The organism is Aeromonas sp. QDB31 (assembly GCF_027707605.1).
Classification (GTDB): Bacteria; Pseudomonadota; Gammaproteobacteria; order Enterobacterales; family Aeromonadaceae; genus Aeromonas; species Aeromonas media.
In genome coordinates, this window is the sequence record NZ_JAPCIX010000002.1 from 216,588 (window position 1) to 240,415 (window position 23,828).

Consider the following 23,828-nt stretch of genomic DNA (forward strand, 5'->3'; position numbering starts at 1 on the left):
CGGGCTTTTCAAATTTGGTGCGTCCTAGTGGATTCGAACCACCGACCCCCACCATGTCAAGGTGATGCTCTAACCAGCTGAGCTAAGGACGCATAACAGTGTCGTGATGGTGCGTCCTAGTGGATTCGAACCACCGACCCCCACCATGTCAAGGTGGTGCTCTAACCAGCTGAGCTAAGGACGCATCACGGAAAAGTGGTGGGTTTAATTGGATTCGAACCAACGACCCCTACCATGTCAAGGTAGTGCTCTAACCAACTGAGCTATAAACCCGCTTTTCATCATGCAAGCGAACACGACGTCGCTTGCGTGGTCGGCATACTACCCATGCCCCCAAAGGCTGTCAACAAGGGACATGCACAAAGGAGACTGTTTGCCCAGTTCTTGCGCAGCCTGTTGATTTTGCAGGCGAGCAGCTCGATTGAGCGGCGTCGTGGCGCCCTTTATTGGGCCCGGGAAAGCGCGGTGCAGGCCTCCGGGCTCGCGAAGCGGCTATAGATGAACCTCAGCCGCGCCCCCAGCATCAGGGCGGCGCCGGTGAGGCCGACGATGAAGCCGACCCAGAAACCCTGCGGCCCCATGCGCGGCACCACCCAGTCGGTCAGCCCCAGGATCATGCCGGTGGGCAACCCCATGCCCCAGTAGGCGATGATGGTGATGTAAAAAATCGCCTGGGTGTCCTTGTAGCCGCGCAGGGCGGCGGCGGCCACCACCTGCACCGAATCGGAGATCTGGTAGATGGCGGCGAAGAACAGCAGGGTGGCGGCCAGCGTGATCACCTGGAGATCATCGGTATAGATGCCTGCGATGGGCTCGCGCAGCAGCACCGTCAGGGCGGCGGTACCGGCGGCCACCGCCATGCCGAGCATCAGACCGGTGCGGGCGGCGACCCGGGCTTGCTCCGGCTGGCCTTCCCCTATGCTGTGGCCGACTCTGATGGTCACGCCGACGCCAATGGAGAGCGGCAGCATGAACACCAGGCTGGAGAAGTTCAGCGCTATCTGGTGGCTTGCCACTGTTTCGGCGCCGAAGGGGGCCAGCATCAGTGCCACCACGGTGAACAGGGTTACCTCGCAGAAGATGGCCATGGCGATGGGGAACCCTAAGCGAAACAGCCGCCAGATCCGGCTGCCGTTGGGGCGTGCCAACTGGGCGAACAGGTTGATCTTCTTGAAGTGGGGGGAGAGCTTCACGTAGGCGATCATCGCCAGCAGCATGGCCCAGAGCACGATGGCGGTGGCCACGCCGCAGCCGACGCCGCCGAGTTTCGGCATGCCAAAGTGGCCGTGGATGAAGATGTAGTTGGCGGGGATGTTGACCGCCAGCCCGACAAACCCTATCACCATGGTGGGCATGGTGTGGGAGAGTCCCTCGCTGAAGTTGCGCAGTACCTGGAACAGCACGAAGGCGGGCAGGCCCCACAGGATGGCGTGCAGGTAACCGGCGGTCTTCTCCGCCATCACGGGATCCACATCCATGAACTGCAGCGCCAGCGGACTGAAGTAGAGTGCCAGCATGGCGATGGGGGTCACCATCAGCGCCAGCCAGAAGCCCTGGTGCACGGCCGGGCGGATCTCGTCCCGTTTGCGGGCCCCGTTGAGCTGGGAAACGATGGGGGTGAGCGCCATGATGATGCCCTGCACCAGCAAGATGATCGGCAGCCAGAAGCTGGAGGCCACCGACACGGCGGCGAGATCCACGGCACTGACCTGACCCGCCATCACGGTATCGACGAAGTTCATGGCGATCTGGGCCACCTGGGCCACCAGTATGGGGCTGGCTAGGCGAACGAGCTGCTTCGCCTCGGTCCAATAACGTTGCACTGACACCTCCGAGTGGATCAGATAAAAGAGAAAAGAACGGGTAAATGAGAGGGGCTTTTATCTCCTGCCGGGAGGAGACAAAACGCGGGGGTGTCATTCTAGCCTGAAAATCCGCCAACGGGGAAGGTTGGCGGTGCATTTCTACCCGAGATCAGGCGTCTTCGTGATCGCTGATCAGCAGGTTGGCGGCGGCGTAGGCGGCCTGCTCGCGCAGATCCGCAGGCACCCTATCGTCGCTCGCCACGGCGTTGAGCGCCCGTATGCTGGCGGCGATGGCCTGGGGCACATAGCCCTGCTCGCCGGAGCCTATCTGGTTGTAGGCGATGCGAATGGCTTCACAGCATTGATATACCTGCATTTTTGTTTCCTCGTTAAGCCTGGATTGAATGGGGTCACTATAACGATCGGGGCCCGCCTTGTCAGCCGGCACCCTTGTCTTGCACTGTGGCCGGGGGTAACCTGCCGACAATTTTATTACAGCGTGGAGACGAGACATGTTCACCGGCATAGTACAGGGAACCGCCGAACTGGTGGCCATCGAAGAGCTGCCCAACTTTCGCACCCATGTGATCCGCATGCCGAGCCCGGCCTGGGGTGAGGGGCTGGCGCTTGGCGCCTCCGTGGCCCACAACGGCTGCTGCCTGACGGTCACCCGGGTGGAGGGGGACCTGGTCAGCTTCGATCTGATGCAGGAGACCCTGCGCCTGACCAACCTCGGTGCGCTCGGGGTAGGGGACAAGGTCAACGTGGAGCGGGCCGCCCGCTTTGGCGACGAGATTGGCGGCCATGCCATGTCCGGCCACATCATGGGCACGGCCGAGGTCACCTCGGTCATCGACACCCCCAACAATCGCCAGGTGTGGTACCGCCTCGCCCCCGAACTGATGAAATACGTGCTGACCAAGGGCTACATCGGCATCGACGGTATCAGTCTGACCATAGGCGAGGTGCGCGGCAGCGAGTTTTGCGTCAACCTCATTCCCGAGACCCTGGCCCGCACCAACCTGGGCTGGATCAAGGCGGGCTGGCAGACCAATATCGAGATCGATCCCCAGACCCAGGCCATCGTCGACACGGTGGAGCGGGTGCTGGCGGCGCGCCAGTCAGCCTGATCCGCCTGCGTTCACCCCTCAAGCTGGGCCTGCATCATGGGGGCCTGTCCTATCCGTGGCTGTAAAGGCTTCAGTCAGCGCAGAACCCCGGCCGTCATGGGCCTGTGTCCGCATCTTGCAGCGGCTGAGCCAGAAGAAGCCCATCGAGATGACGGGCCCAAAGCGATTAACAGGAGAACCCTGTGGCGAGGATAAACACCATGCCCGGTGTGGCCGGCAACCCCTTGGCCTGCTGTGTCTCACGGAGCCTGGCTGTCTGACGCTGGCCGAAGGATGAAACCGGACCTACACTTCGAGTGTCTGGCACATCCATGAGCCGACAACCATCACATAAGCGACAAGGCCCCTTGGCGAACTTCAGGATGATTTGAGGTTCTCCGAGGGGCTTTTTTCTATGGGATCATTTTGAGGGGCTCAGGTACCTGAAGAGAAGCGAGCCTGGAATCGACAGCATGGCGTTGCTTCAGTCCTCATCCCCAGCGCAGGGTGACGCCATCACGTATGCACCCGATGACACAGGCTGCTTCATGCAGGCCAAGCCATCGAAACGGCAATCAGAACATCTGCTCGTCGTCCGCATCCACAAACAGCTGCAGGCAGTCGCGAGCGTCATCCCGGTGCAATCGCAGGTGGATCGGGTTGCAACAGGCCATGCAGTCCTCGTAGAACTCCTGATCCCCCTGGCTGGCATCCAGCTCGACCCGGGTGTGGTGGCCGCAGTGCGGGCAGACGATGCGCTTGCTGATGTATTCGATCATGGTGACCTCCTCGGGCCCTTGGGCCGCCTCTGTTCCCTGATTCTAGTCGGCAAGAGGCGGCCCAACCGCGAGCGGGCGCACGTTTATGACAGGGTTCAAGGGATGCACGGTGCCCCGATATTCTGATCCGACACGCCCTTGGCCCCGGATGGATTCAAGCCACCCAGCGGGTCAGTATGTCGGCATCCAGCTCAGCGAGCGAATGCAACTGGTGATCGGCGATGGCGAGGCGTGGATCGCCGACAAGGGCCGGGTCCGGCACAATCAGCGCCTTCATGGAGGCCGCCTTGGCCGCCAGCAGGCCGGTGAAGCTGTCCTCGATGGCCAGACAGTGCACGGGTTCGACGCCTAGCTTCTCGGCGGCGTGGATATAGACATCCGGGTGGGGCTTGCCAAAGCGCTCCACCTCGGCGGAGTGGACCGCCATGAAGCGATCCCGGATGCCGAGTTTGCCGAGCACCGCCTCCACCATGGTGAAGGGGGAAGAGGTAGCCAGGCCAATCTTGAGGCCACGGGCCTCGATGAGGTCGAGGGTTTCCAGCACGCCGGCCTTGGCCTGACCTTCCTGCAGGATGAGCGCTATCACCTGATCCAAGATGCGCTGGACCACCTCTTCCTGGGTCGGGCCGTTCCAGGGGCGCAGGCGATACCAGTGGGCCACCAGCTGATCGATGCGCACCCCTATGGTGGAGTTGCAGTCCTCCTCGGTGTGGAAGTGGCCCAGCTCGGAGAAGACGGCCATCTGGGCCCGTTGCCAAAAGGGTTCCGAGTCGATCAGAACACCATCCATATCGAAGATCACGGCAGTTAACATCTTGTACTCCTGACATAGGTGAAGGGGGGATTATAAGCCCGGCGCTTCAATGGAAAAGGGGCAGAAGCCTGCCCCTTGCGCCGGATCACGCAGATAAACGTTTGTTTTTACGTAACAAAGAGAGCGGTCTAGAAGAGCACCTCGACCCGGGCGGCGACCGCCTTGGCCTGTTCGACCGCTTCATTGCAATCTTCGCCCCGGGCCAGCGCCACGCCGAGACGGCGACGACCGGCGATCTCGGGTTTGCCGAACAGACGCAACTGGGCACCCGGTACCAGAGCCAGGGCCTCGCCAATGGCGCCATAGCGGATGTTCTGGCTGTGGCCTTCCCGCAACACCACGGCGGAGGCGCTCGGCCCGAACTGGGTGATGGTGCCGACCGGCAGCCCCAGAATGGCCCGTACGTGCAGGGCGAACTCGGAGAGATCCTGGGAGATCAGGGTTACCATGCCGGTGTCGTGGGGGCGGGGTGACACTTCGCTGAACCACACCTCGTCGCCCCTGATGAAGAGCTCCACCCCGAACAGGCCATGACCGCCGAGGGCCTCGACCACCTTGGCCGCGACCTCTTTGGCGCGGGCCAGCGCCAGCTCGCTCATGGCTTGCGGCTGCCAGGATTCGCGGTAGTCGCCATCTTCCTGCCGATGGCCTATGGGATCGCAGAAGTGAATGCCGTCCACGGCGCGCACCGTGAGCAGCGTTATCTCGTACTCGAAGGGCACGAAGCCTTCGACTATCACCTTGCCACGACCGGCGCGGCCACCCTCCTGGGCATAGGTCCAGCTCTCGTCCAGTTTGGCAAGATCGCGCAGCAGGCTCTGGCCCTTGCCGGAGGAGCTCATCACGGGTTTCACCACGCAGGGCAGGCCTATGGCCTCGACGGCGGCGACAAACTCCTCCTTGCTCTGGGCGAAGCGGTAGGAAGAGGTGGGAAGGCCCAGCTCTTCGGCGGCGAGGCGGCGGATCCCCTCCCTGTTCATGGTGAGCTGGGTGGCGCGGGCGTTGGGCACGACCCTGACCCCTTCCTGCTCAAGCTGCGCCAGGGTATCGGTGGCGATGGCTTCAATCTCGGGGATGATAAGGTCGGGCTTGACCTCGGCCACCAGGGCGCGCAGGGCGGCACCATCGAGCATGTCCAGCACGTGGGCTTTGTGGGCAACCTGCATGGCGGGAGCATTGGCGTAGCGGTCGGCGGCGATCACTTCTATGCCAAGGCGTTGCAGCTCGATGGCGACTTCCTTGCCGAGTTCGCCTGAACCGAGCAGCAGGGCACGGGTGGCAGCGGGGCGGGTGGCGGTTCCAAACATCTGATCTCTCCTGATGTCCATGGTCAGGGTTGCTGACCCGAGTGAGTAAAAAAAAGAGGCACGCATGGCGTACCTCAGGAAACGGATTTGTGGGCGCGCTGCTCCAGATGGGTCAGCAGCGTGATGGCGCCTATGATGATGGCGGCGCCGAGCCACAATCGGCCGGGAGGCGCCCAGCCAAACACCAGCCAGCCCGCCAGTACGTTCATGGGCAGCTTGGCAAAGTCAAAGGGTTGCACGAAGGAGGCCTCGGCCACGCTGTAGGCGCGGGCGATGGACATCTGGGCCAGGGCCGACAGCACCCCGGAGGCCGCCACCAGCAGCCACTGGATCTCGCTTGGCCACTGCCATTCCGGCAGGGCCAGCATGGCGTTGAAGGGGGTGCTGAAGATGAGCAGGTAGACCACTATGGTGTGGGACGATTCGCTCGCCGCCTGATAGCGCACCAGCAGGGAGTAACCGGCCCAGAACAGGGCGGCCACCACCGGCAGCAGGGAGGCCCAGCTGAAGTCATCGGTCCAGGGGGCCAGGATCAGCATGGCCCCGACAAAGCCCGCCAGGGTGGCCAGGATGCGTGCCCGGCTCACCTGCTCCTTGAGCAGTAAGGCGGAGCCGAGGGTGGCGAACAGGGGCGAGGTCATCAAGAGCGCTATGCCCTGCCAGATGGGCACGGGCACCGCCAGCGCCCAGAGCCAGAACTGGATGCCGATGACTGCCAGGGCGACGCGCAGCAGGTGCAGCCGCAGCTGGTTGGTCATCAGGGATTGGCGCAGGCCGTGACGAACGAGCCAGGGCAGCAGGCAGATCAGGGCGACCAGGTATTGGTGAAAGGCGACCTGGGTCGAGGGGAGGCCGAGCTTGAAGCTGACAAACTGGCTCAGGCTGTTGACGGCGGCAAAGCAGAGGCCTGCCACCATCATCCAGACTGCACCGGCAAAGGGGGAGTGCCTGCGGGAGGGTGCCATGGGATCCGGGTCACTTAAAAAAAGTGCGGCGGATCATAACGGCAATCGTTTGTTCTGCCAAGGCCGGGGTGCTTGGTGAGTACCCTGCTGGCGACTAAGTGTTCAAGCATCAAAATATTTGAATAACTTGAGCATCTATTTTCGCTATCCGCCTTGAAACTCAATCTTTATAGTGACCTCCATCGACAGCCAAGCTGTTCAACCGACAACCAAATGGAGTTTCACCATGGCCAATATCCTCGTTCTCAAGTCCAGCATCCTGGGCCAGTATTCCCAATCCAACGCCCTGATCGACGGCTACCTGGCCGAGCGCCAAGGTGACAGCGTCACTGTGCGTGATCTGGCAACCCTGAATCTGCCGGTGCTCGACGGCGAGCTGGCCATGGGCCTGCGCGGTGGCGAAAACCTGAATGAGCGTCAGCTGGCCGTGCTGGCCCAGTCCGACGAGCTGGTGGCCGAGCTCAAGGCGAGCGATCTGGTGATCATCGCAGCCCCCATGTACAACTTCAACATCCCGACCCAGCTGAAGAACTGGATCGATCTGGTGGCCCGTGCCGGCGTTACCTTCCGCTACACCGAGACCGGCCCGGTCGGCCTAGTGGAGAACACCCGCGCCCTGGTGGTCAGCCCCCGTGGTGGCATGCATGTGGGCAATGCCACCGATCTGGTGACCCCCTACATGCGCACCGTGCTGGGCTTCATCGGCATCAAGGAAGTGGACTTCATCTATGCCGAAGGCATGGGCATGGGTCCCGAGGCGCAGGCCAAGGGCATCGAGCAGGCCAAGGAGCAGCTGGAAACCCTGGCATACTGATGCCGTGACGGTTGCCTGCTCATCCGGGTCGTGAAACAACAACGCAGCCATCAGGCTGCGTTGTTGTTTTCAGATGGCGGACGCCACTCTTCAATCCCAGATAAAGCGACGGCAGCCGCTGCCGACCAGCAGGCAGACCACCACCAGGGATCCCAGCAGCAGGCTGCTGAGCCACTGCTCTGTACTCTGGGGCAGATGGGGGGAGAAGAGGCTGATCGTGAAGAGGGCGCTGATGATGATCAGGCTGGTCTGTCGGGTCAGGATCATGGGGTCGTCCTTGGCTGATGGTGAGCGAAATAAGGCTAACCGCCCTCTGTGACAGCCTGATGTATCCATACCTCAGGCCCATGGTCCAGCGGGGGTGCACTCACCTTAGCAGTTTTTGCCGCCACGGCCAGCGCCACGAGACAGCTTGTGATCCGGATCCCTATCTGAACTGCTTTTGATCAGGCTGGTAGTGGAAATCGCCGCCGGCCAGCCGTGCGATCAGGGCCTCCTTGTCGAGATCCTGCGCCCGGCAGAGATCGTCCAGATCAGCGTAATGATCACGAAGCTGCATGTTGACCACGCTCAGCAGCATGTTGATATCCATAGTGGCAAAGCGGGTCAGGTTCATGATTGTTGCTCGCTGTCCAGCAGGTGGAGTTGTTCGATGGCGTCGCTCACGCTTTGCAGGTGCAGCCGTATGCTCTGACGCGCCTCGGCGGGCAGATAGTCGGTGAGGGTGTGCTGCCAGCTGCCAGCTTCGGTCTTGAGCTGCTGGAACAGGGTGAGCCCCGCCGGGGTGAAGGAGACCAGACTGATGCGCTTGTCCTGGGCGCTGCTCTCGGTGAACAGAATACCCTTCTCCACCAGACGGTGGATCTCGCGGGAGATCCGCACCTTGTCCATCCCGCTCGCCTCCACCAGCTCTTTCTGGCTGATGGGATAGTGGGGGCCAAGCACCATCATCAGGCGCCATTGTGGCACCGTCAGCTGGTACCGCTGCTGGTAAAACTGTTCAAAGGTATCGCGCACCATTTCAGCGGCATGAACCAGCTGATAGGGAGGATAGTGCGCGAGCAGCTCTATGATCTTCGACATATGACATCCTGCTGTGGCGGCTGCATCGGGTGCAGTTTCTTTTGATACTTTGACCTTGATGATACGTAACACAAGGGCATTTGTCTGAACGGGCATCAGAAAAATGTGCGTTTGCGCACGTGTTGCGCTACGGATCCGGCAACCAGGGTCTCAACTGGCCTTGTTGTTTACACTTTTACGCAGCCAGATCAAGGCATTATGAGCAAGCCAGGCCTCGCGGCTCTGGAGCGCATAGAGCGCGGCCTCATCGCGGCTGCCCCCCTGCCAGTGGCGGGGCTCTTGCTTGGGTAGCCTGCGCTGGCCCAGCAGGGTGGCGGGTACATGGGGGTTGGCGTCAAGGGCGGCGACCAGATGGGGCTGCGCCGCCTGCTCGCCTTCGGTGGCAAACACCATCAGCGCCTTGTTGTAGCGCAGCCAGCAGGAGGCCTCATTGAAGCGCACCAGCAGCCCCTGCAGGGCGGTCCAATCCCCTTGCCAGGCGTAGAGACTGGAGAGGGGATGACGACAGCCGGGCTCGTCGGCCTGACAGAGGTCGAGCAGGGCCAGGTATGCGTGGCGCGCCTGCTCCTGCTGCCCCAGTCGCAGCAGGCAATCGGCCCGGCCCGCCTGGGCCGCGATCAGTGGGCGGGCCTTGGGGGCGCTCCAGCCGCGGCCTGCGTGTTGTTGCCAGAAGGCCTCGTCGAACAGGGGGCTGGCATCGGCAATGATGCGGTCAAACCAGGAGAGGCGGGCGAGGGGATCGCGGCACTGCGCCGCCTGCTCGAAGCACTGCTGCCACTGGCGGGTCTGTTCGTTGTCGAGAAGGGGTTCTTCTTCATGCTGTGCCTCGTCATGATCCAGGGTCAGCAGAAGGTTGAGGGCCGTCTTCATCTGCTGGCGCTGGCGCTTGCAAAAATCCAGGAAGGGCAGCTCGCTGGCCGCGGCCTGGTACAGCATCTGGGCCATGGGTCTGTCACGGAACAGGCAGAGCTCGGCCACCAGGCTGAAGCGGTAGCGAGTGGCGGGATCGTTCAGATCCGTCGGCGTGGGCCAGCGGGCCACCCCTTGACTGAAGCCGTAGCTCCATTGGCCGAGGGGATGACTCTGCTCGAATACCTGATCAGGATTGTCGGTGGAGAGGCGACACTGGCTCGGCAGGGCCAGCTGGGCGTCGTCGGCCTGGGCCTCCAGCTCGGCGATCAGATGGTGCAGCGCCTCGGCACTCTTCTCATCCAGCGTTGCGTCATGGGGCAGCAGCCCGGCCAGCGGATCTTGCCAATCAGGGGCGGTCGGCCCCGTCAGACGGGCGCAGAGGAAGCCGTGCAGGGCCGGGTAACTCATGTCCTGCTGGCTGTGACTCTGGAGCCATTGATTGAGATGACGAGTACGAGTGGCTGGGTTCATCGACGCTTCCTCTGGATTTGACGGCCGCGAAGTCTACCTAAAAGCGGGGTTATTTGCAGCCAAGGGGCGACCGAGTGCTGCTAATATCGCCAGGCCAGGGTCACACCGAGATGAAAATCCTGCGCGGGTGCGGGCAAGGGACTAGGTCCTGCCACGGCTCTGAGGTAACATGCGGGCCTGCATGAAAAACGCGAGCTTTTGTCCTCCCTCGGCCGACGACAGGAGCGATGCGCATCTATTACGGGCCATGAATTGCAGGCCCATCCGGATATTGAAAGAAGAGATCACCATGTTACAGATTGGCAAGATGAACACCCTCACCGTCGTTGAGCTCGAAGATCGCGGTGCCTGGCTGGCTGCGGGGGAATATGGCGAGCTGCTGTTGCCCAAGCGTCAGCTGCCGGAAGGCGTCGCCGAAGATGGCGAGGTGTCCGTCTTTCTCTATCTGGACGCGGATTGCGAGCCGGTGATCACCACCGACAAGCCCTTTGCCATGGTGGGTGACATCGTCGGCCTCAAGGTGGTCAACGCCAACAAGATCGGCGCCTTCCTCGACTGGGGCATGAAAAAGGATCTGTTCGTGCCAAGCCGCGAGCAGAACAAGCCGATGCAGGTGGGCCACGTCTACCTGGTGCACCTGATGCTGGACAACGAGGGGCGCATGGTGGGCACCAGCCGCCTCGAGCGCTTCCTGCGCGTCGATCCCCCCTTCAAGGCCGGTGACGAGGTGACTGCGCTGCCGGGGGAACATACTCCCCTCGGCATCAAGGCCGTGGTCAATGGTCAGTACTCCGGCATGCTGTTCAAGAACGAGGTGTTCGGCCGTTTGATGACGGGCCGACCGCTGACCGCCTGGGTCAAGCAGGTGCGTGAGGATGGCAAGCTGGATCTGACATTGCAAAAACCGGGGCAGGATCGGATGGATGATGCCGGCAGCCGTATTCTCACCCGCTTGCAGAAGCAGGGTGGCAGCCTTGCGGTGGGGGACAAGAGCGAACCCGAGCTCATCTACAAGATGTTCAACATGAGCAAGGGCACCTTCAAGAAGGCCATCGGCGGGCTCTACAAGCAGGGCAAGATCGTCATCGAAGACAACTGCATCACGCTGGTCGCCGCAGAGACCAGCCCGGCGCAGGACGGCGAATAAGGTGCCGAGTCCCTGCATCGGCGACTGCCGGGCCAAGGACGGGCTCTGTCTCGGCTGCGGCAGGACCCTGACCGAGATAGGTCAGTGGTCCGCCATGGACAGCGAGGCCCAGCTGGCCCGCATGGCCGAGCTGGACGGCACGCGCAGCACCCATCAGTGTCCGGGATGCGGCGAGCCGGCGTTTTGCGCCGTCTCCGCCGGTGAACCCATAGAGCGTTGCTGGTGCAGCCAGCTGCCTTCCTTGCCCATGAGCGAGGCGAGCGCCTGCTGGTGCCGCCGTTGTCTGGTCAAGGCCATAGCGGCTCGCCCCTGAAGGGGTAAACAGCAGAGACGAAAAAGGCGCCAGGGGCGCCTTTTCTTATGCCTGTTGCTGGCGGTGCCAGCGAACATGGACCTGGTGTTCGCTCTGATCCCGCGGCAGCAGGAAGGTGGCGTAGATCACCTCGAACTCCTCCTGATGATCCAGCAAGCCGACCCACACCTCGGCCCAACGCTCCATGTCGACCGGCACGCCGAGCTCGGTCGACCAGTCGGCGTTGGGCAGGGTCGCCTCGACGGCGCCACGCTGCTCAAATTCGAGGGTGATGTCGACGATTTGTTCGGGGGCCAGCATGTCGGCGGCCTGCTCCAGAAACTGATCATAGGCCCACTCGACCAGCTGATCCGGGCTACGTTGTTCCATGAAATCACTCCAGATACGTCCAGGTTCGCCACTTTAGCAATTATTGGGGATGGCGACCAGCGTATGAGGCCGGTAACCCCGTGCTGTCAAATGGCCGAAACAGGGGATAAGGTTAACAGAGCTGCCGCCATCGGGCGGCATCACGAGGCATGTGGGCAGCATGAAGCGACGACAGCACAGGCGGCAGATCAAGCGGCGACGGGAGACCTGGTGGTGGCACTATTTACCGCTGCACCGGGAGGTCGTCGGCGGCCATCTGGGGCCGCCCTCCGATCCCCTCGATGAACCTAGCCGGCCTCGTGTACCCGGTTCAGGGTGATCTGACCGAGCTGACTCATCTGGCGGCGGATCCAGGCCGAGCGCTGCTGCACATAGGGCGAGGGGGGCTTGACCCGGTAGCGCCAGGGATTGGGCAGGGCGGCGGCCAGCAAGGAGGCCTCGTAACGGGTCAGGCGAGCCGCCGGTTTACCGAAGTAGTGCCTGGCGGCGGCTTCGGCGCCATAGATGCCGGGCCCGAACTCCACGATGTTCAGGTACACCTCGAGGATGCGGGACTTGTCCCAGCCCAGCTCCATCAGCAGGGTGAACCAGGCCTCAATCCCCTTGCGCAGGAAGCTGCGATCGCTCCACATGAAGAGGTTTTTGGCCGTCTGCTGGCTCAGGGTACTGGCGCCGCGCACCCGCCTGCTTTGCTGGTTGTGCTTGAGTGCCGAGCTGATGGCGTCCATATCGAAGCCATTGTGATCGGCGAAGCGCTGATCCTCGGCGGCGATCACCGCCAGCTGCAACTCCCGAGAAATGCGTTCGAGCGGCACCCAGTCGTGCTTGACCTCGGCCACCTTGGCGGGCGGAAACAGCGCCCGCTCGAGGCGCCAGGTCCACATGGGGGGATCGATGAAGCGCAGCAGCGCCACCGAGACGATGGAGCTGACCAGCGCCGCCAGCAGCAGCTTGCCGAGCCAGCCCAGCAGGCGACGCCAGCGCGTCGGTCTCACGGGCTCGGGCTCTGAGTCCCACTCATAGTGACCGGGATCGTCGGGATCCGGAATTATTGGGGCAGCCATTCGATGTGGCAGAACTTCTCGTCGACACGGCGGGAGAGCAGCATGCGGGCGAACAGGTGCTCATACTCTTGCTCGGCATTGCCAAGGCCAATCCAGATCTCGGCGTACTCGGCATCACTCACGGCAAACCCCACGTCCGCTTCCCAGTCATCGGCGGGATCCGTCTCTGCCAGCAGGCCGCGGTCGTTGAACGCCTGGTTGAACAGGGCTATCTCCTGCTCGGGCAGGTTGTCCGAGGCCAGCTCCATGAAGAGTTCGAGGGCGGTATCGAGCAGTTCCTCGACGCTGTGCATTTCGTCATTCAAAGACATAAGAGCTGTGTTCCAGATGAGGGGGGAGAGGTCCCGTCGGCAGGGCCGAGGGGCGGGCAGTATTCTAGCTGGCCCCGCACGCCTTGGCGAGATGCCTCTGCGCCAGGCAATAAAAAACCGGATCCTGACAAAGGATCCGGTCTTCACTGGGGAAAAGGGTCACGCATGGGGCGTCAGCTCATCCCTTCTTCTGGTCGTCGGCGAAGGTGATGTTGAGCTCCAGCACCGACAGCTCGTCACTCTTCTGATCGAGCTGGACGGTGATCTTGTCCGGATCGATCTGCACATATTTACGGATCACGTCGAGGATATCCTGCTTGAGCTGGGGCAGGTAATCCGGCCCCCCTCTGGATGAACGCTCGTGGGCAACGATGATCTGCAACCGCTCTTTGGCCAGTTGTGCGGTGTTCTGTTTCTTGTTGGAACGAAAATAATCCAATAATGACATGTTTAACTCCCGAACAGTCGGCTAAAGAAGCCCTTCTTCTCTTCTTCCAGAAAACGAAAATCCTTGGTATCGCCCAGCAGGCGCGCGACGGCGTCTTCATAGGCCTGACCGGCATCGGACTCCTTGTCCAGAATGACCGGCTCCCCCGAGTTGGAGGCACGCAGCACCGCCTGGGACTCCGGGATCACTCCGAGCAGTTTGATGGCCAGGATCTCCTGCACATCCTGCACGCTCAGCATGTCGCCACGGCTGACGCGAGTCGGGCAGTAGCGGGTCAGCAACAGGTGTTCCTTGATGGGGTCTTCACCGCGCTCGGCGCGACGGGACTTGGAGGCCAGGATGCCGAGGATGCGATCCGAGTCGCGCACGGAAGAGACTTCCGGGTTGGTGGTGACGATGGCCTCGTCGGCAAAGTAGAGCGCCATCAGGGCGCCAGACTCGATGCCGGCGGGAGAGTCGCAGACGATGTAGTCAAACTTCATCTCAGCCAGCTGATCCAGGATCTTCTCGACCCCTTCACGGGTCAGGGCGTCCTTGTCCCGGGTCTGGGAGGCGGGCAGGATGAAGAGGTTTTCCGAGCGCTTGTCCTTGATGAGTGCCTGGTTGAGGTTGGCCTCACCGTTGATCACATTGACGAAGTCATACACCACGCGCCGCTCGCAGCCCATGATGAGATCCAGGTTTCGCAGGCCAATGTCAAAATCGATGACCACTGTCTTGTGGCCACGCTGGGCTAAGCCGGTGCTCAGGGCCGCGCTGGTTGTGGTCTTGCCAACGCCACCTTTGCCCGATGTAACGACTATGATTCGCGCCATTCTCGCTTCCTTGTAACTCTATTTGATGCGGTCTATTCGGAGTTGTTCGTTGTCCAGTCGGATATGGACTGGCTCTTGTATCAGGCCTGCCGGCAAGGCATCGCTGAGCTGGAAGGTGCCCGCGATGGAGAGCAGCTCGGCCTGCAATTGCTGGCAATAAATGCGGGCAAGAGGATTGCCCTTGGCCCCCGCGATGGCTCGGCCACGCAGGGCGCCATAAATATGAATGCTGTCGTCGGCGATGACTTCGGCTCCCGGACTGACCGAGCCCAGCACCACCAGGGAGGTGCCGGCAGCATAGATCTGCTGGCCGGAGCGCACCGGCCCGACGTGGACCTTGCTCGGCTCCATAGGAGCCTGAACCGGGGCGACCGGAGCCGCCTCCACGGGGTCAGGTGTTGGTGCCGCAGGCTCGGGATCGGCCTTGCGGCTCTTGCCCGACACCATGACCGCCAGCCCGGCCGCCTTGGCCGCCGTCTTCATCGCCTCATCCCGCGCCCCCGTGATGCCGACCAGCACGAAATCTTCCGACTCGACCAGCTCCCTGAGCTGCTCGAAATCCGGGATCTCGCTGAGGCGTTCCACATTGAGGACGAGGGGGGCACAATTAAAAAACTGGGGGGCCTGCGCAACCTTGGCCTCCAGCAGTTGTCGGATCCGGTCCGGATTGCCATCGCTGAGATGCAACACAGAAATAGTGAAGGTGGTCCCTTTCAATTCGTTATCGCGTTCAACCATGAATCTTCCCCGAACCGAGACGGTAATACGTTATTGTTATTCAATTCCTGATGTTATAGTTTGCCACCACCAGAGGCAATGAACCCGTCGGATTATATCAATTTCCATGTTGTGTGCAGTCTATAAAAGTCGCAAAAAAGCCGAGACCTATCTCTTTATTGAAAGAAGAGAGGACTTTTCCCGTGTGCCAGAGGCACTGATGAGTACCTTCGGACGTCCCGAGCTGGTCTTGATGACCAAGCTGGACCCGGCCAAGCCCCTGGGGATCGCCTCCACCGAGCGGGTGATGGCAGCCTTGCAGAGCCAGGGCTTCTACCTGCAGGTGCCTCCGCCACCGGAAAATCTGCTGGAGCAGCACAAGGCACAATTAAAGGGCGCCCGCTGATGCAGGGTCGGCCGGTGCTGTTATTGTTGGGCGCACTATTAAGTGCATCCGCGCAGGCCGGCGCCGATTTTGACCATTATGTGACGAGTCTCAAACAGCAAGCCCTGGCGGCCGGCATCCAGCCTGCGACGGTAACGGCCGCCTTTGCCGATATTCGCCTTATCGAGGCGGCCATCAAGCACGACAAAAATCAGCCGGAATTCAAACTGACCCTGGATTCCTATATTCCCCGCGCCGTGCCCCAATGGAAAGTCAAGCAGGCCAGATCCTTATATCGCCAGCATCTGCCGCTGCTCACGAAAATAGGTGATGAATATGGGGTGCAGCCCCGTTTTATTGTCGCCTTGTGGGGCATAGAAACCAATTTCGGCAAACTCACCGGTAATTTCCCGCTGATCTCCTCCCTGGCGACCCTGGCCTGGGACGGGCGACGGGAAGCCTTCTTCAAGGATCAGCTGTTCGATGCCCTGCGCATCATAGAGCAGGGGCACGTGAGCCCCGCCGCCTTCAAGGGCTCCTGGGCGGGTGCCATGGGGCAGGTGCAGTTCATGCCCTCGTCATTTCTCAAATACGCGGTCGATCAGGACGGGGATGGCAGGAAGGATCTGTGGGGCAATCTGGCGGATGTGTTTGGATCGGCAGCCAATTATCTGCATCAGAATGGCTGGCGGGAAGATGAGACCTGGGGACGGCGGGTGAAGGTGCCTGACTCCCTCAATCCTGCCCTGTTCGGGCTTGAGACCCGCAAGCCGCTGTCGGCCTGGCAGGCTCTGGGGGTACGGCAACTGGACGGTTCGCCGCTGCCGAAGGCCGACATGCAGGCCTCCCTCATTCGGCCCGATGATGTCCATGGCCGCAGTTATCTTGCCTATGAGAATTATCGGGTGCTGCGCCACTGGAACCGCTCCCCCTATTTCGTGGTGGCGGTCGGCACCCTGGCGGATCGGATAGTGGAATAAAAGTGGAATAAAAGCGGGCAAGGAGCGAAATAGGATGCGGGAATAGTCTCTCCCCATTCTGACACCTGACGGATAAGCCAGGCCCATCTGAACGAATTGCCCGCTTCTTTTTTATTCTTTATGCCAATGCGACTGCCGTTGAGAAAATCACAGACAAAAAAAGGCGGGAATCTCTCCCGCCTTGTTTGTATCTGCTGTCTGCCGCTTATTCGCAGGCAACCTGCATCACCTTGATGGCCAGGCCACCGCGGGAGGTCTCACGGTACTTGGAGTCCATGTCCTTGCCGGTGATGTACATGGTCTCGATGACCTTGTCCAGGGAGACACGGGGCTTGGAGGTACGACGCAGGGCCATGCGGGAGGAGTTGACCGCCTTCATGGCGGCGATGGCGTTGCGCTCGATGCAGGGGACCTGTACCTGGCCAGCGACCGGATCGCAGGTCAGACCCAGATTGTGCTCCATGCCGATCTCGGCCGCTTCACACACCTGCTCCGGGCTGCCGCCCATCAGTTCGGTCAGGCCAGCGGCGGCCATGGAGCAGGAGACACCTACCTCACCCTGGCAACCCACTTCGGCACCCGAGATGGAAGCGTTCATCTTGTAGAGCATGCCGACGGCGGCGGCGGCCAGGTAGAAACGGGTGTATTCGTCGCGGCCGACCGGCTGGATGAACTTGTCGTAGTAGGCCAGCACGGCCGGGATGATGCCCGCGGCGCCGTTGGTCGGAGCCGTGACGACGCGGCCACCGGCGGCGTTCTCTTCACTCACCGCCAGGGCGAACATGTTGACCCAGTCAACGATGCTCATGGGGTCGTTGGAGAGATGCTCGTTGGTGGTCAGCTGACGGTAGAGGGGGGCAGCACGGCGCGGCACCCGCAGCGGGCCGGCCAGGACACCCTCGGTGCGGCAGCCGCGCTCTATCCCTTCACGCATGGTGGTCCAGATCTTGCCGAGCTTCTTGTAGATCTCTTCCGGGGTATTGAAGCACTTCTCGTTCTCCAGCATCAGGGCGGAGATGGAGAGGCCGGTCTGGCCGCAGTGGGCGAGCAGCTCGGCGGCGCTCTTGAAGGGGTAGTTGACGGTCATGTCGCCGCTGTCGGCCTTGCCGAAGCTCTCTTCGTCGACGATGAAGCCACCGCCGATGGAGTAATAGGTCTTGCTGTAGACGGCCTCGTCTTCGATGAAGGCGGTCAGCTTCATGCCGTTCTCGTGCAGGGGCAGGGCCTCGTCATGGAACACCATGGCGCCTTTCGGGAAGCTGACGGTGTGGCAGTGCAGGCCGATGGGCAGGCGACCGGTCTGCTCGACCCGGGAGATGAATTCAGGAATGCCGTCGATGTCGACATTTTCCGGCAGGTTACCCGCCAGACCCATGATGATGGCGGTGTCGGTGTGGTGGCCTTTGCCGGTCCAGGAGAGGGAGCCATAGACGTCAACCTGGATCCGGGTGATGTCACGGATCTTGCCGCTAGCACGCAGATCATCCACGAACTGTTTGGCAGCTTTCATCGGGCCGACAGTGTGGGAAGAGGAGGGGCCAACACCGATTTTGAAGATATCAAAAACGCTGATCATGTAACAATTACCTCAGGGTAGAAGGGGGCGCCATGCCCGCTCGCAGAAAGGGTGATCCATGGGACGGGTCTGTCGTCACAAAGGCCGGGAAACCAGATAACCGCAGTGTAACGGCTTCCTGCCTAAAAAAAGTTGAAATAGATCTATTTTTGTTGAATTCACGGCGCGAGTATAAAATTTATTTTGATGGTTATCCATTTTGTTAAGCGCAAGGCAAACGTTTTGCAAAAAAATACCCGGCCAAGCCGGGTATCTGAGGGTCATCTGAGATCGTTTTTACTCAGGTTTAACATTCGGTGATGTTGACGGCGAGGCCGCCGCGGGCGGTCTCCTTGTACTTGGTCTTCATGTCGTTGCCGGTTTCCCACATGGTTCTGATCACCTTGTCCAGCGACACCTTGTGCTCGCCGGTGCCACGCAGGGCGAGGCGGGCGGCATTGATCGCCTTGACCGCTCCCATGGCGTTGCGCTCTATGCAGGGCACCTGCACCAGGCCGCCGATGGGATCGCACGTCAAACCCAGGTTGTGCTCCATGCCGATCTCGGCGGCGTTCTCGACCACGGCCGGACTGCCGCCCAGCAGCTCGGCCAGAGCGCCGGCGGCCATGGAGCAGGCGACCCCCACTTCTCCCTGACAACCCACCTCGGCCCCCGACAGGGAGGCGTTCTTCTTGTACAAGATGCCGATGGCGGCGGCGGTGAGGAAGTACTGCATCAGCAGCTCGTCATCCACCTTGCGCACGAAGCGATCGTAATAGTGCAGCACGGCGGGGATGATGCCGGCGGCGCCGTTGGTGGGGGCGGTCACCACCCGGCCACCGGCGGCATTCTCCTCGTTGACGGCCAGCGCAAACAGGTCCACCCACTCCATCACCATCAGGGGATCCTTGTTGAAGTTGGTCTCGCCACAGAGCTGGCGATAGAGGGCCGGGGCGCGCCGTTTCACCTTGAGGCCACCCGGCAATACCCCCTCGCTCCTGCAACCGCGCTCGACACAACCCTGCATCGCCTGCCAGATCTTGCGCAGGCCCGCCTTGATCTCGGCTTCACTGCGAAACACCTTTTCATTGGCCAGCATCAACCCCGAGATGGAGAGGCCGCTCTCCTGGCAGTGGGCCAGCAACTGGGCCCCGCTCTCGAACGGGTAGGGCACGGGGTGGGCGGCATCGAAGCGGGCGGCCTCTTCGCGGGCGTTGGCGAAGTGGCTCTCTTCGATGATGAAGCCGCCGCCGATGGAGTAGTAGGTCTGCTCAAACAGCAGGGCGTCACCCGCGAAGGCGCGCAGGGTCATGCCGTTGGAGTGGGCGGGCAGGGTCTTGCGCCGATTGAAGAGGATGGCGCCGACGCGAGGGAACTGGCTCGGTTGCTCACCCCCCAGGCGCAGGGTCTGGCTGTGTTCCACCTGATCGAGGAAGGCGGGGATGGCCTCGATGTCCACGGATTCCGGCTCGAACCCGGCCAACCCCAGGATGATGGCCTTGCCGGTGCCATGACCCTTGCCGGTCTGGCCGAGGGAGCCGTAGCACTCGACCACGACGCGTTCGGTGCGGGAGAGGAGTGCGCTCTGCTTGAGGGTGTGCACGAAGGCGCAGGCTGCCCGCATCGGCCCCACTGTGTGGGAGGAGGAGGGACCAATCCCGATGGAAAACAGGTCGAAGACACTGATCATGACGTACTCCGATTATGGATTTCGTCTAAACATTGTAAATTTTTTGTAGTCGATGAAAAGGGGGGAAGCAACAGCCTGTGATGGCGGTGTGGAAATGGGGCAAGACAGGGGGATCAGGGGTGCCAGGAGGAGCGGATCTGCATCTCATGGCACCCCTGCGGGGCTATCAGTCGAGGAACTCGCACAGGTAGGCGGTGGCTGTCTTCACTTCCAGCTTGAAGGAGGAGTGACCGGCCACGTCGAAGGACTCGCCCTGATGGTAGCTGTGCCACTCGTCTTCATCGGCCAGCTGGATGCGAAGGGCACCCTTGATCACCGTCATCCGCTCCGGGGCGGCGGTGTTGAACTGGTAATCACCCGCTTCCATCACACCGACCGTGGCTTTCTCGCCTTTTTGCTCGAAACCGATGGATTTAACATTTCCGTCAAAATATTCGTTAACTTTCAGCATCTTTTCTTCCCTGTATGCACGTTTGCAGAGCAAAAGTAGCACATTATTTTGGCGATTGTCATGGTGAAATAGGGAAAAAACGGAGAGTTTCTTGTGGGTCTCAACTTTGTGAAAAACCATAAAAATTCGTTTCGTTCAGGGATCACGATGTTAAACGGGTAATAAATATGAGATAAAGCGCGCCGCCAGAGCAATGGAGAGGATTTGACGCTCTGGGTGGTCATTTGCACTGCCAAAGTGTGAGTAATTGCTTAATAAAGGAACATTCTGTGTTGACAAAAGGATTAATTAAAAATATCGGCTTCCAGGTTGTGGTTGCCATGATCCTGGGGGCGCTGGTGGGTGCCCTCATGGGTGAGCAGGCGACCGTCTTCGCGCCGTTCGGTACCCTGTTCATCCAGCTGATCAAGATGCTGGTGATCCCGCTGGTGGCGGTCGCCATCCTGTCCGGGGCCGCCAATCTGGGCGCCAGCCCGGCCGCAGGCAAGATAGGGGTGACCACGCTCGCCTTCTTCCTCGGTACCTCCGCCCTGGCGGTGTTGCTGGCACTGGTGATGGGTCAAGTCTTCAAGCCCGGTGTCGGGGTCGATTTCGGCTCCACGGCCGCCATGTTCTCTGGTGATTACGCCGACAAGGGCGCCCTGCCGGACGCCGTGGCTACCCTGCTTGGGATGATCCCGACCAATGTGTTCAGTGCCCTGAACGAGGCGAACATCCTGCAGATCCTGGTGTTCTGCATGTTCCTCGGCATCGCGCTGGCCAAGCAGCCCCGCGAGCGTGCCAAGCCGCTGGTGGATGGCCTCAACACTCTGGTGGACGCCTTCGTCTGGATGATCAACAAGGTGATGCTGATTGCCCCCATCGGGGTCTTCGGCCTGATGGCCGACGCCATCGGTACCTATGGTTTCGACGTGCTGACCCTGGTGCTCAAGCTGTTCGTGGTCTATGTCGCCGCCATCCTCATCTTCGGCTTCGTGGTCTACCCGCTGCTGATCGCGGTCTTCTCCAACACGCCGGTACGCAAGTACTTCTCGGCGATGAAGAAGCCGCAGATCGTGGCCTTCTCCACCGCCTCTTCCATGGCGACCCTGCCGGTCAACATGGAGACTTGCGAACACGATCTGAAGGTGACCAATGCCACCGCTTCCTTCGTGCTGCCGCTGGGCGCCACCATCAACATGAGCGGCAACGCCATCTATTACGGTCTGGTGGCCATCTTCTTCGCCCAGGTTTACAACATCGATCTCAGCATGGGCGCCTGGGCGGCCATCATCCTCACCTCGACCCTGGGTGCCATCGGCCAGGCCGGCGTGCCAGGCCCGAGCTTCCTGGTGGTGGCCGTGCTGCTGGCGGCCGGTATCCCCATCGAGGGCCTGCCGCTGTTGTTCGCGCTGGATCGCCTGTTCGACATGATCCGGACCGCGCTCAACATCACCGGCGATGCGGCTTGCGCCATCATCGTCGATCGCTACAGCCCGGATTACGATCCGAACCGCTGGAGCAAGGAGGCCTGATACCAGGCTCACAACCATGAATGACAAGAGGGAGGCGCAAGCCTCCCTCTTTTCGTTGTCCCCGGGCTATCTGCCCCCATCCTCTGCCGACTCAGGGCGTCAGCTGCCCCAGCGCCTGCCGGCAACGCTGCTCCGCCGCCTCCAGCTCCAGCAATACCATCTGGATGTCTTCCAGCTGTTGCTGCAGGGTCTCCCGCTTGTCGGCCACCAACCCCAGCATGGTCTGCAACTGGGAGCGGCTGCTCTTGTCCGCGTCATAGAGATCGAACAGCTCACGGATGTCTGCGAGGCTGAACCCCAGCCGTTTGCCACGCAGGGTCAGCTTGAGACGCACCCTGTCCTGGCGGCTGTAGATCCGGGTCTGTCCCTGGCGTGTCGGATTCAGCAGGCCCTGATCCTCGTAGAAACGGATACTGCGTGTGGTCACATCGAATTCACGGGCCAGCTCGCTGATGCTGAAGGTCCGGGCGTCATCCTTGGATTTGGTCATAGGGCTGTCTTGGCTGTCATCTGGTTGTCAATGCAGGCTGGCACCTTACCCAAACGTCAACTTCCCCGCAAGTCTTGTTCCGGGGACGGCGGCGGCATATGTTATCCCAATGTAACAAGGAGAGCGCTATTGATGGATATCGTGATTGTGGCAGCCAAACGTACCCCCATGGGGGCCTTCCAGGGGGCCTTGAGCACACTGAGTGCTCCGGAGCTCGGCGCCTGCGCCATCCGCGCCGCCCTGGCGGCGGCCGGGATGGGGGGGGATCGGGTCGATGAGGTCTATCTGGGCAATGTGCTGAGCGCCGGGGTCGGGCAGGCACCGGCCCGGCAGGCGGCACTCAAGGCCGGGCTGCCGGACAGCGTGCCCTGCACCACCCTCAACAAGGTGTGCGGCTCCGGCATGAAGGCGGTGATGCTGGCGGCAGACGCGCTGCGGCTGGGGGAGGTGGACGTGGTGGTGGCGGGCGGCATGGAGAGCATGAGCCGGGCCCCCTATTTGCTGGACAAGGCGCGCAGCGGTTTTCGCATGGGTCACCAAAGCGTGCTGGATCACATGTTCCTCGACGGTTTGCAGGATGCCTACGAGGGGCACCTGATGGGCCACTATGCCCAGCTGAGCGCGGACAGAGCCGGGCTGACCCGGGCTGACATGGATGCCTTCGCCATCGCCTCTCTCGAGCGGGCCCTGGCGGCGCAGCGAAGCGGCGCCTTCGGGGCAGAGCTGGCGCCGGTGATGGCCGGGGACACCCTGTTGCTGGCCGACGACGAGCAACCGGAGAAGGCCAGGCCCGACAAGATACCGACCCTGAAACCGGCCTTCAGCAAGACGGGCACCATCACGGCGGCCAATGCCAGCTCCATCTCGGACGGGGCGGCGGCGCTGGTGCTGATGCGGGCCGAGACGGCCCATCAACTGGGCTTGCCGGTGCTGGCCAGGGTGGTGGGATACCAGAGCCATGCCGCCCTGCCGGCGGAGTTTACCAGCGCCCCGGTGGGGGCCATCGACAAGTTGCTGGCCCGGGTGGGCTGGTCGGTGGAGGAGGTGGATTTGTTCGAGGTGAACGAGGCCTTCGCCATGGTGAGCATGCTGGCGATGGCGGGGTGCCAGATCCCCCATCACAAGCTGAACGTGAACGGAGGCGCCTGTGCCCTGGGGCATCCCCTGGGGGCCAGCGGTGCCCGCATCCTGGTGACGCTGATCCATGCCCTGCGCACACGCGGGCTTAGGCGAGGGGTGGCGAGTCTGTGCATCGGGGGCGGAGAGGCGACGGCCATGGCCATCGAGCTGGTGTGAGCCCTTGGTCCCAACACCGGCCCCAGGCCGGTCCGGTGTTGAGGCCGTTTCCCTCTGTTTCTCCCTCCACTCATTACTTATGTCCGGCAGCGGGTCGTTCAGGTGACCCGCTTGTCTCCCTCCATGTCGCTCTATCAACCCCTGGTTTTCCAACTGTGCTGTTCGTTCGTCATGTCACCTGGCCTGATGGATAGACGGTGGCGAAAAGTCCGGTTTTGGTGGGG

At 61.6% G+C, this 23,828-nt stretch carries 28 protein-coding genes and 3 tRNA genes; 8 read left to right on the forward strand and 23 right to left on the reverse strand.

What is annotated here, in order from left to right:
- Positions 1–15 precede the first annotated feature (15 nt).
- The 5 genes from PG898_RS02930 to PG898_RS02950 all read right to left on the reverse strand — a co-directional run bounded on the left by PG898_RS02930 (position 16) and on the right by PG898_RS02950 (position 2,181).
- A tRNA-Val gene (locus PG898_RS02930) sits at positions 16–92 on the reverse strand.
- 15 nt (positions 93–107) lie between these two features.
- Positions 108–184: transfer RNA gene (locus tag PG898_RS02935), tRNA-Val, on the reverse strand.
- 12 nt (positions 185–196) lie between these two features.
- Positions 197–273, reverse strand: a tRNA-Val gene (locus PG898_RS02940).
- Between the two features lie 170 nt (positions 274–443).
- Complete coding sequence (locus PG898_RS02945; RefSeq protein WP_268434563.1) at positions 444–1,823, reverse strand: MATE family efflux transporter; 1,380 nt, start codon at positions 1,821–1,823, stop codon at positions 444–446.
- Between the two features lie 151 nt (positions 1,824–1,974).
- Positions 1,975–2,181: a YaeP family protein gene (locus tag PG898_RS02950; protein WP_005324956.1), complete on the reverse strand. Its 207-nt coding sequence runs from the start codon at positions 2,179–2,181 to the stop codon at positions 1,975–1,977.
- A gap of 136 nt (positions 2,182–2,317) precedes the next feature.
- On the opposite strand from PG898_RS02950, the gene PG898_RS02955 reads away from it, so the two are divergent.
- Positions 2,318–2,935, forward strand: a complete 618-nt coding sequence (locus PG898_RS02955) for a riboflavin synthase (RefSeq protein ID WP_005324958.1) — start codon at positions 2,318–2,320, stop codon at positions 2,933–2,935.
- A 554-nt stretch (positions 2,936–3,489) separates the two neighbouring features.
- Here the strand turns inward: PG898_RS02955 and PG898_RS02960 are convergent.
- The 4 genes from PG898_RS02960 to PG898_RS02975 form a co-directional block, all read right to left on the reverse strand.
- Positions 3,490–3,693 carry a CPXCG motif-containing cysteine-rich protein gene (locus PG898_RS02960; protein WP_005324812.1) on the reverse strand — a complete coding sequence of 68 codons (204 nt, stop codon included), beginning with the start codon at positions 3,691–3,693 and terminating at the stop codon, positions 3,490–3,492.
- Between the two features lie 154 nt (positions 3,694–3,847).
- Positions 3,848–4,507: a hexitol phosphatase HxpB gene (gene hxpB, locus PG898_RS02965; RefSeq protein ID WP_270823520.1), complete on the reverse strand. Its 660-nt coding sequence runs from the start codon at positions 4,505–4,507 to the stop codon at positions 3,848–3,850.
- Between the two features lie 128 nt (positions 4,508–4,635).
- The gene (gene purT, locus PG898_RS02970) at positions 4,636–5,814 is read right to left on the reverse strand and encodes a formate-dependent phosphoribosylglycinamide formyltransferase (RefSeq protein WP_226172718.1); all 1,179 of its coding nucleotides are present in this window, start codon (positions 5,812–5,814) and stop codon (positions 4,636–4,638) included.
- 74 nt (positions 5,815–5,888) lie between these two features.
- The gene (locus PG898_RS02975) at positions 5,889–6,779 is read right to left on the reverse strand and encodes a DMT family transporter (protein ID WP_270823521.1); all 891 of its coding nucleotides are present in this window, start codon (positions 6,777–6,779) and stop codon (positions 5,889–5,891) included.
- Positions 6,780–7,005: 226 nt separating this feature from the next.
- On the opposite strand from PG898_RS02975, the gene PG898_RS02980 reads away from it, so the two are divergent.
- Positions 7,006–7,593, forward strand: a complete 588-nt coding sequence (locus PG898_RS02980) for an FMN-dependent NADH-azoreductase (RefSeq protein ID WP_270823522.1) — start codon at positions 7,006–7,008, stop codon at positions 7,591–7,593.
- Positions 7,594–7,683: 90 nt separating this feature from the next.
- Here PG898_RS02980 and PG898_RS02985 read toward each other — a convergent pair whose 3' ends face one another.
- The 4 genes from PG898_RS02985 to PG898_RS03000 all read right to left on the reverse strand — a co-directional run bounded on the left by PG898_RS02985 (position 7,684) and on the right by PG898_RS03000 (position 10,059).
- Positions 7,684–7,860, reverse strand: a complete 177-nt coding sequence (locus tag PG898_RS02985; RefSeq protein ID WP_005331648.1) for a hypothetical protein — start codon at positions 7,858–7,860, stop codon at positions 7,684–7,686.
- Positions 7,861–8,020: 160 nt separating this feature from the next.
- Positions 8,021–8,209 carry a DUF4250 domain-containing protein gene (locus PG898_RS02990; protein ID WP_005331650.1) on the reverse strand — a complete coding sequence of 63 codons (189 nt, stop codon included), beginning with the start codon at positions 8,207–8,209 and terminating at the stop codon, positions 8,021–8,023.
- Entirely contained in the window at positions 8,206–8,676 is a 471-nt protein-coding gene (locus PG898_RS02995) for a MarR family winged helix-turn-helix transcriptional regulator (RefSeq protein ID WP_005331665.1), read from the reverse strand. Before PG898_RS02995 ends, PG898_RS02990 begins: the two co-directional genes overlap by 4 nt.
- A gap of 150 nt (positions 8,677–8,826) precedes the next feature.
- Positions 8,827–10,059, reverse strand: a complete 1,233-nt coding sequence (locus PG898_RS03000; protein ID WP_043129884.1) for a UPF0149 family protein — start codon at positions 10,057–10,059, stop codon at positions 8,827–8,829.
- A gap of 271 nt (positions 10,060–10,330) precedes the next feature.
- On the opposite strand from PG898_RS03000, the gene PG898_RS03005 reads away from it, so the two are divergent.
- Positions 10,331–11,206 carry a CvfB family protein gene (locus PG898_RS03005; protein WP_043129885.1) on the forward strand — a complete coding sequence of 292 codons (876 nt, stop codon included), beginning with the start codon at positions 10,331–10,333 and terminating at the stop codon, positions 11,204–11,206.
- A gap of 1 nt (position 11,207) precedes the next feature.
- Positions 11,208–11,519 carry a DUF1289 domain-containing protein gene (locus PG898_RS03010; RefSeq protein WP_043129886.1) on the forward strand — a complete coding sequence of 104 codons (312 nt, stop codon included), beginning with the start codon at positions 11,208–11,210 and terminating at the stop codon, positions 11,517–11,519.
- Between the two features lie 45 nt (positions 11,520–11,564).
- Here the strand turns inward: PG898_RS03010 and PG898_RS03015 are convergent, their stop codons facing one another.
- From PG898_RS03015 to minC, 6 genes are all read right to left on the reverse strand, one after another.
- Positions 11,565–11,888 (reverse strand): HI1450 family dsDNA-mimic protein, encoded by a 324-nt coding sequence (locus PG898_RS03015; RefSeq protein ID WP_043129887.1) that lies wholly within the window; start codon positions 11,886–11,888, stop codon positions 11,565–11,567.
- Between the two features lie 287 nt (positions 11,889–12,175).
- Entirely contained in the window at positions 12,176–12,883 is a 708-nt protein-coding gene (mtgA, locus tag PG898_RS03020; RefSeq protein WP_081934449.1) for a monofunctional biosynthetic peptidoglycan transglycosylase, read from the reverse strand.
- A 53-nt stretch (positions 12,884–12,936) separates the two neighbouring features.
- Complete coding sequence (locus PG898_RS03025; RefSeq protein WP_043129889.1) at positions 12,937–13,263, reverse strand: HI1450 family dsDNA-mimic protein; 327 nt, start codon at positions 13,261–13,263, stop codon at positions 12,937–12,939.
- A 178-nt stretch (positions 13,264–13,441) separates the two neighbouring features.
- A complete protein-coding gene (gene minE / locus PG898_RS03030; protein ID WP_010674646.1) occupies positions 13,442–13,711 on the reverse strand; it encodes a cell division topological specificity factor MinE in 270 nt (89 codons plus the stop codon).
- Positions 13,712–13,713: 2 nt separating this feature from the next.
- Entirely contained in the window at positions 13,714–14,526 is an 813-nt protein-coding gene (gene minD, locus PG898_RS03035) for a septum site-determining protein MinD (protein ID WP_005331693.1), read from the reverse strand.
- Between the two features lie 18 nt (positions 14,527–14,544).
- Positions 14,545–15,264, reverse strand: coding sequence for a septum site-determining protein MinC (gene minC, locus PG898_RS03040; protein WP_043129890.1), 720 nt, complete (start codon positions 15,262–15,264; stop codon positions 14,545–14,547).
- A 106-nt stretch (positions 15,265–15,370) separates the two neighbouring features.
- Here minC and PG898_RS03045 point away from each other — a divergent pair, with 106 nt between their 5' ends.
- Positions 15,371–15,649 (forward strand): YcgL domain-containing protein, encoded by a 279-nt coding sequence (locus tag PG898_RS03045; protein ID WP_025326888.1) that lies wholly within the window; start codon positions 15,371–15,373, stop codon positions 15,647–15,649.
- Positions 15,649–16,608, forward strand: a complete 960-nt coding sequence (locus tag PG898_RS03050) for a lytic murein transglycosylase (protein WP_043129891.1) — start codon at positions 15,649–15,651, stop codon at positions 16,606–16,608. The genes PG898_RS03045 and PG898_RS03050 overlap by 1 nt, the downstream gene beginning before the upstream one ends.
- Positions 16,609–16,813: 205 nt before the next feature.
- Here PG898_RS03050 and PG898_RS03055 read toward each other — a convergent pair whose 3' ends face one another.
- The 3 genes from PG898_RS03055 to ppnP all read right to left on the reverse strand — a co-directional run bounded on the left by PG898_RS03055 (position 16,814) and on the right by ppnP (position 20,304).
- The gene (locus tag PG898_RS03055) at positions 16,814–18,184 is read right to left on the reverse strand and encodes an L-serine ammonia-lyase (protein ID WP_005325119.1); all 1,371 of its coding nucleotides are present in this window, start codon (positions 18,182–18,184) and stop codon (positions 16,814–16,816) included.
- Between the two features lie 286 nt (positions 18,185–18,470).
- Positions 18,471–19,853 (reverse strand): L-serine ammonia-lyase, encoded by a 1,383-nt coding sequence (locus PG898_RS03060; RefSeq protein ID WP_041205714.1) that lies wholly within the window; start codon positions 19,851–19,853, stop codon positions 18,471–18,473.
- 166 nt (positions 19,854–20,019) lie between these two features.
- Complete coding sequence (gene ppnP / locus PG898_RS03065; RefSeq protein ID WP_025326892.1) at positions 20,020–20,304, reverse strand: pyrimidine/purine nucleoside phosphorylase; 285 nt, start codon at positions 20,302–20,304, stop codon at positions 20,020–20,022.
- A gap of 269 nt (positions 20,305–20,573) precedes the next feature.
- Between ppnP and PG898_RS03070 the strand changes: the two genes are divergently transcribed.
- Positions 20,574–21,818, forward strand: a complete 1,245-nt coding sequence (locus PG898_RS03070) for a dicarboxylate/amino acid:cation symporter (RefSeq protein WP_082030010.1) — start codon at positions 20,574–20,576, stop codon at positions 21,816–21,818.
- 91 nt (positions 21,819–21,909) lie between these two features.
- Here the strand turns inward: PG898_RS03070 and PG898_RS03075 are convergent, their stop codons facing one another.
- The gene (locus PG898_RS03075; protein WP_005325128.1) at positions 21,910–22,308 is read right to left on the reverse strand and encodes a MerR family transcriptional regulator; all 399 of its coding nucleotides are present in this window, start codon (positions 22,306–22,308) and stop codon (positions 21,910–21,912) included.
- Positions 22,309–22,440: 132 nt separating this feature from the next.
- Here PG898_RS03075 and PG898_RS03080 point away from each other — a divergent pair, with 132 nt between their 5' ends.
- Positions 22,441–23,604 carry a thiolase family protein gene (locus PG898_RS03080; protein ID WP_042649117.1) on the forward strand — a complete coding sequence of 388 codons (1,164 nt, stop codon included), beginning with the start codon at positions 22,441–22,443 and terminating at the stop codon, positions 23,602–23,604.
- Positions 23,605–23,828 lie beyond the last annotated feature (224 nt).

Coding starts and splice junctions, on each gene's coding strand:
- PG898_RS03025 (WP_043129889.1), bottom strand. CDS start 13,263: ATGTCTTTGAATGACGAAATGCACAGCGTCGAGGAACTGCTCGATACC.
- PG898_RS03080 (WP_042649117.1), top strand. CDS start 22,441: ATGGATATCGTGATTGTGGCAGCCAAACGTACCCCCATGGGGGCCTTC.
- PG898_RS02950 (WP_005324956.1), bottom strand. CDS start 2,181: ATGCAGGTATATCAATGCTGTGAAGCCATTCGCATCGCCTACAACCAG.
- PG898_RS02960 (WP_005324812.1), bottom strand. CDS start 3,693: ATGATCGAATACATCAGCAAGCGCATCGTCTGCCCGCACTGCGGCCAC.
- ppnP (WP_025326892.1), bottom strand. CDS start 20,304: ATGCTGAAAGTTAACGAATATTTTGACGGAAATGTTAAATCCATCGGT.
- PG898_RS03000 (WP_043129884.1), bottom strand. CDS start 10,059: ATGAACCCAGCCACTCGTACTCGTCATCTCAATCAATGGCTCCAGAGT.
- PG898_RS03045 (WP_025326888.1), top strand. CDS start 15,371: ATGTTGTGTGCAGTCTATAAAAGTCGCAAAAAAGCCGAGACCTATCTC.
- PG898_RS03055 (WP_005325119.1), bottom strand. CDS start 18,184: ATGATCAGCGTTTTTGATATCTTCAAAATCGGTGTTGGCCCCTCCTCT.
- PG898_RS02980 (WP_270823522.1), top strand. CDS start 7,006: ATGGCCAATATCCTCGTTCTCAAGTCCAGCATCCTGGGCCAGTATTCC.
- PG898_RS03015 (WP_043129887.1), bottom strand. CDS start 11,888: ATGGAACAACGTAGCCCGGATCAGCTGGTCGAGTGGGCCTATGATCAG.
- PG898_RS02990 (WP_005331650.1), bottom strand. CDS start 8,209: ATGAACCTGACCCGCTTTGCCACTATGGATATCAACATGCTGCTGAGC.
- PG898_RS03050 (WP_043129891.1), top strand. CDS start 15,649: ATGCAGGGTCGGCCGGTGCTGTTATTGTTGGGCGCACTATTAAGTGCA.
- PG898_RS02985 (WP_005331648.1), bottom strand. CDS start 7,860: ATGATCCTGACCCGACAGACCAGCCTGATCATCATCAGCGCCCTCTTC.
- hxpB (WP_270823520.1), bottom strand. CDS start 4,507: ATGTTAACTGCCGTGATCTTCGATATGGATGGTGTTCTGATCGACTCG.
- purT (WP_226172718.1), bottom strand. CDS start 5,814: ATGTTTGGAACCGCCACCCGCCCCGCTGCCACCCGTGCCCTGCTGCTC.
- PG898_RS02995 (WP_005331665.1), bottom strand. CDS start 8,676: ATGTCGAAGATCATAGAGCTGCTCGCGCACTATCCTCCCTATCAGCTG.
- PG898_RS03075 (WP_005325128.1), bottom strand. CDS start 22,308: ATGACCAAATCCAAGGATGACGCCCGGACCTTCAGCATCAGCGAGCTG.
- minC (WP_043129890.1), bottom strand. CDS start 15,264: ATGGTTGAACGCGATAACGAATTGAAAGGGACCACCTTCACTATTTCT.
- minE (WP_010674646.1), bottom strand. CDS start 13,711: ATGTCATTATTGGATTATTTTCGTTCCAACAAGAAACAGAACACCGCA.
- PG898_RS02975 (WP_270823521.1), bottom strand. CDS start 6,779: ATGGCACCCTCCCGCAGGCACTCCCCCTTTGCCGGTGCAGTCTGGATG.
- PG898_RS02955 (WP_005324958.1), top strand. CDS start 2,318: ATGTTCACCGGCATAGTACAGGGAACCGCCGAACTGGTGGCCATCGAA.
- PG898_RS03060 (WP_041205714.1), bottom strand. CDS start 19,853: ATGATCAGTGTCTTCGACCTGTTTTCCATCGGGATTGGTCCCTCCTCC.
- minD (WP_005331693.1), bottom strand. CDS start 14,526: ATGGCGCGAATCATAGTCGTTACATCGGGCAAAGGTGGCGTTGGCAAG.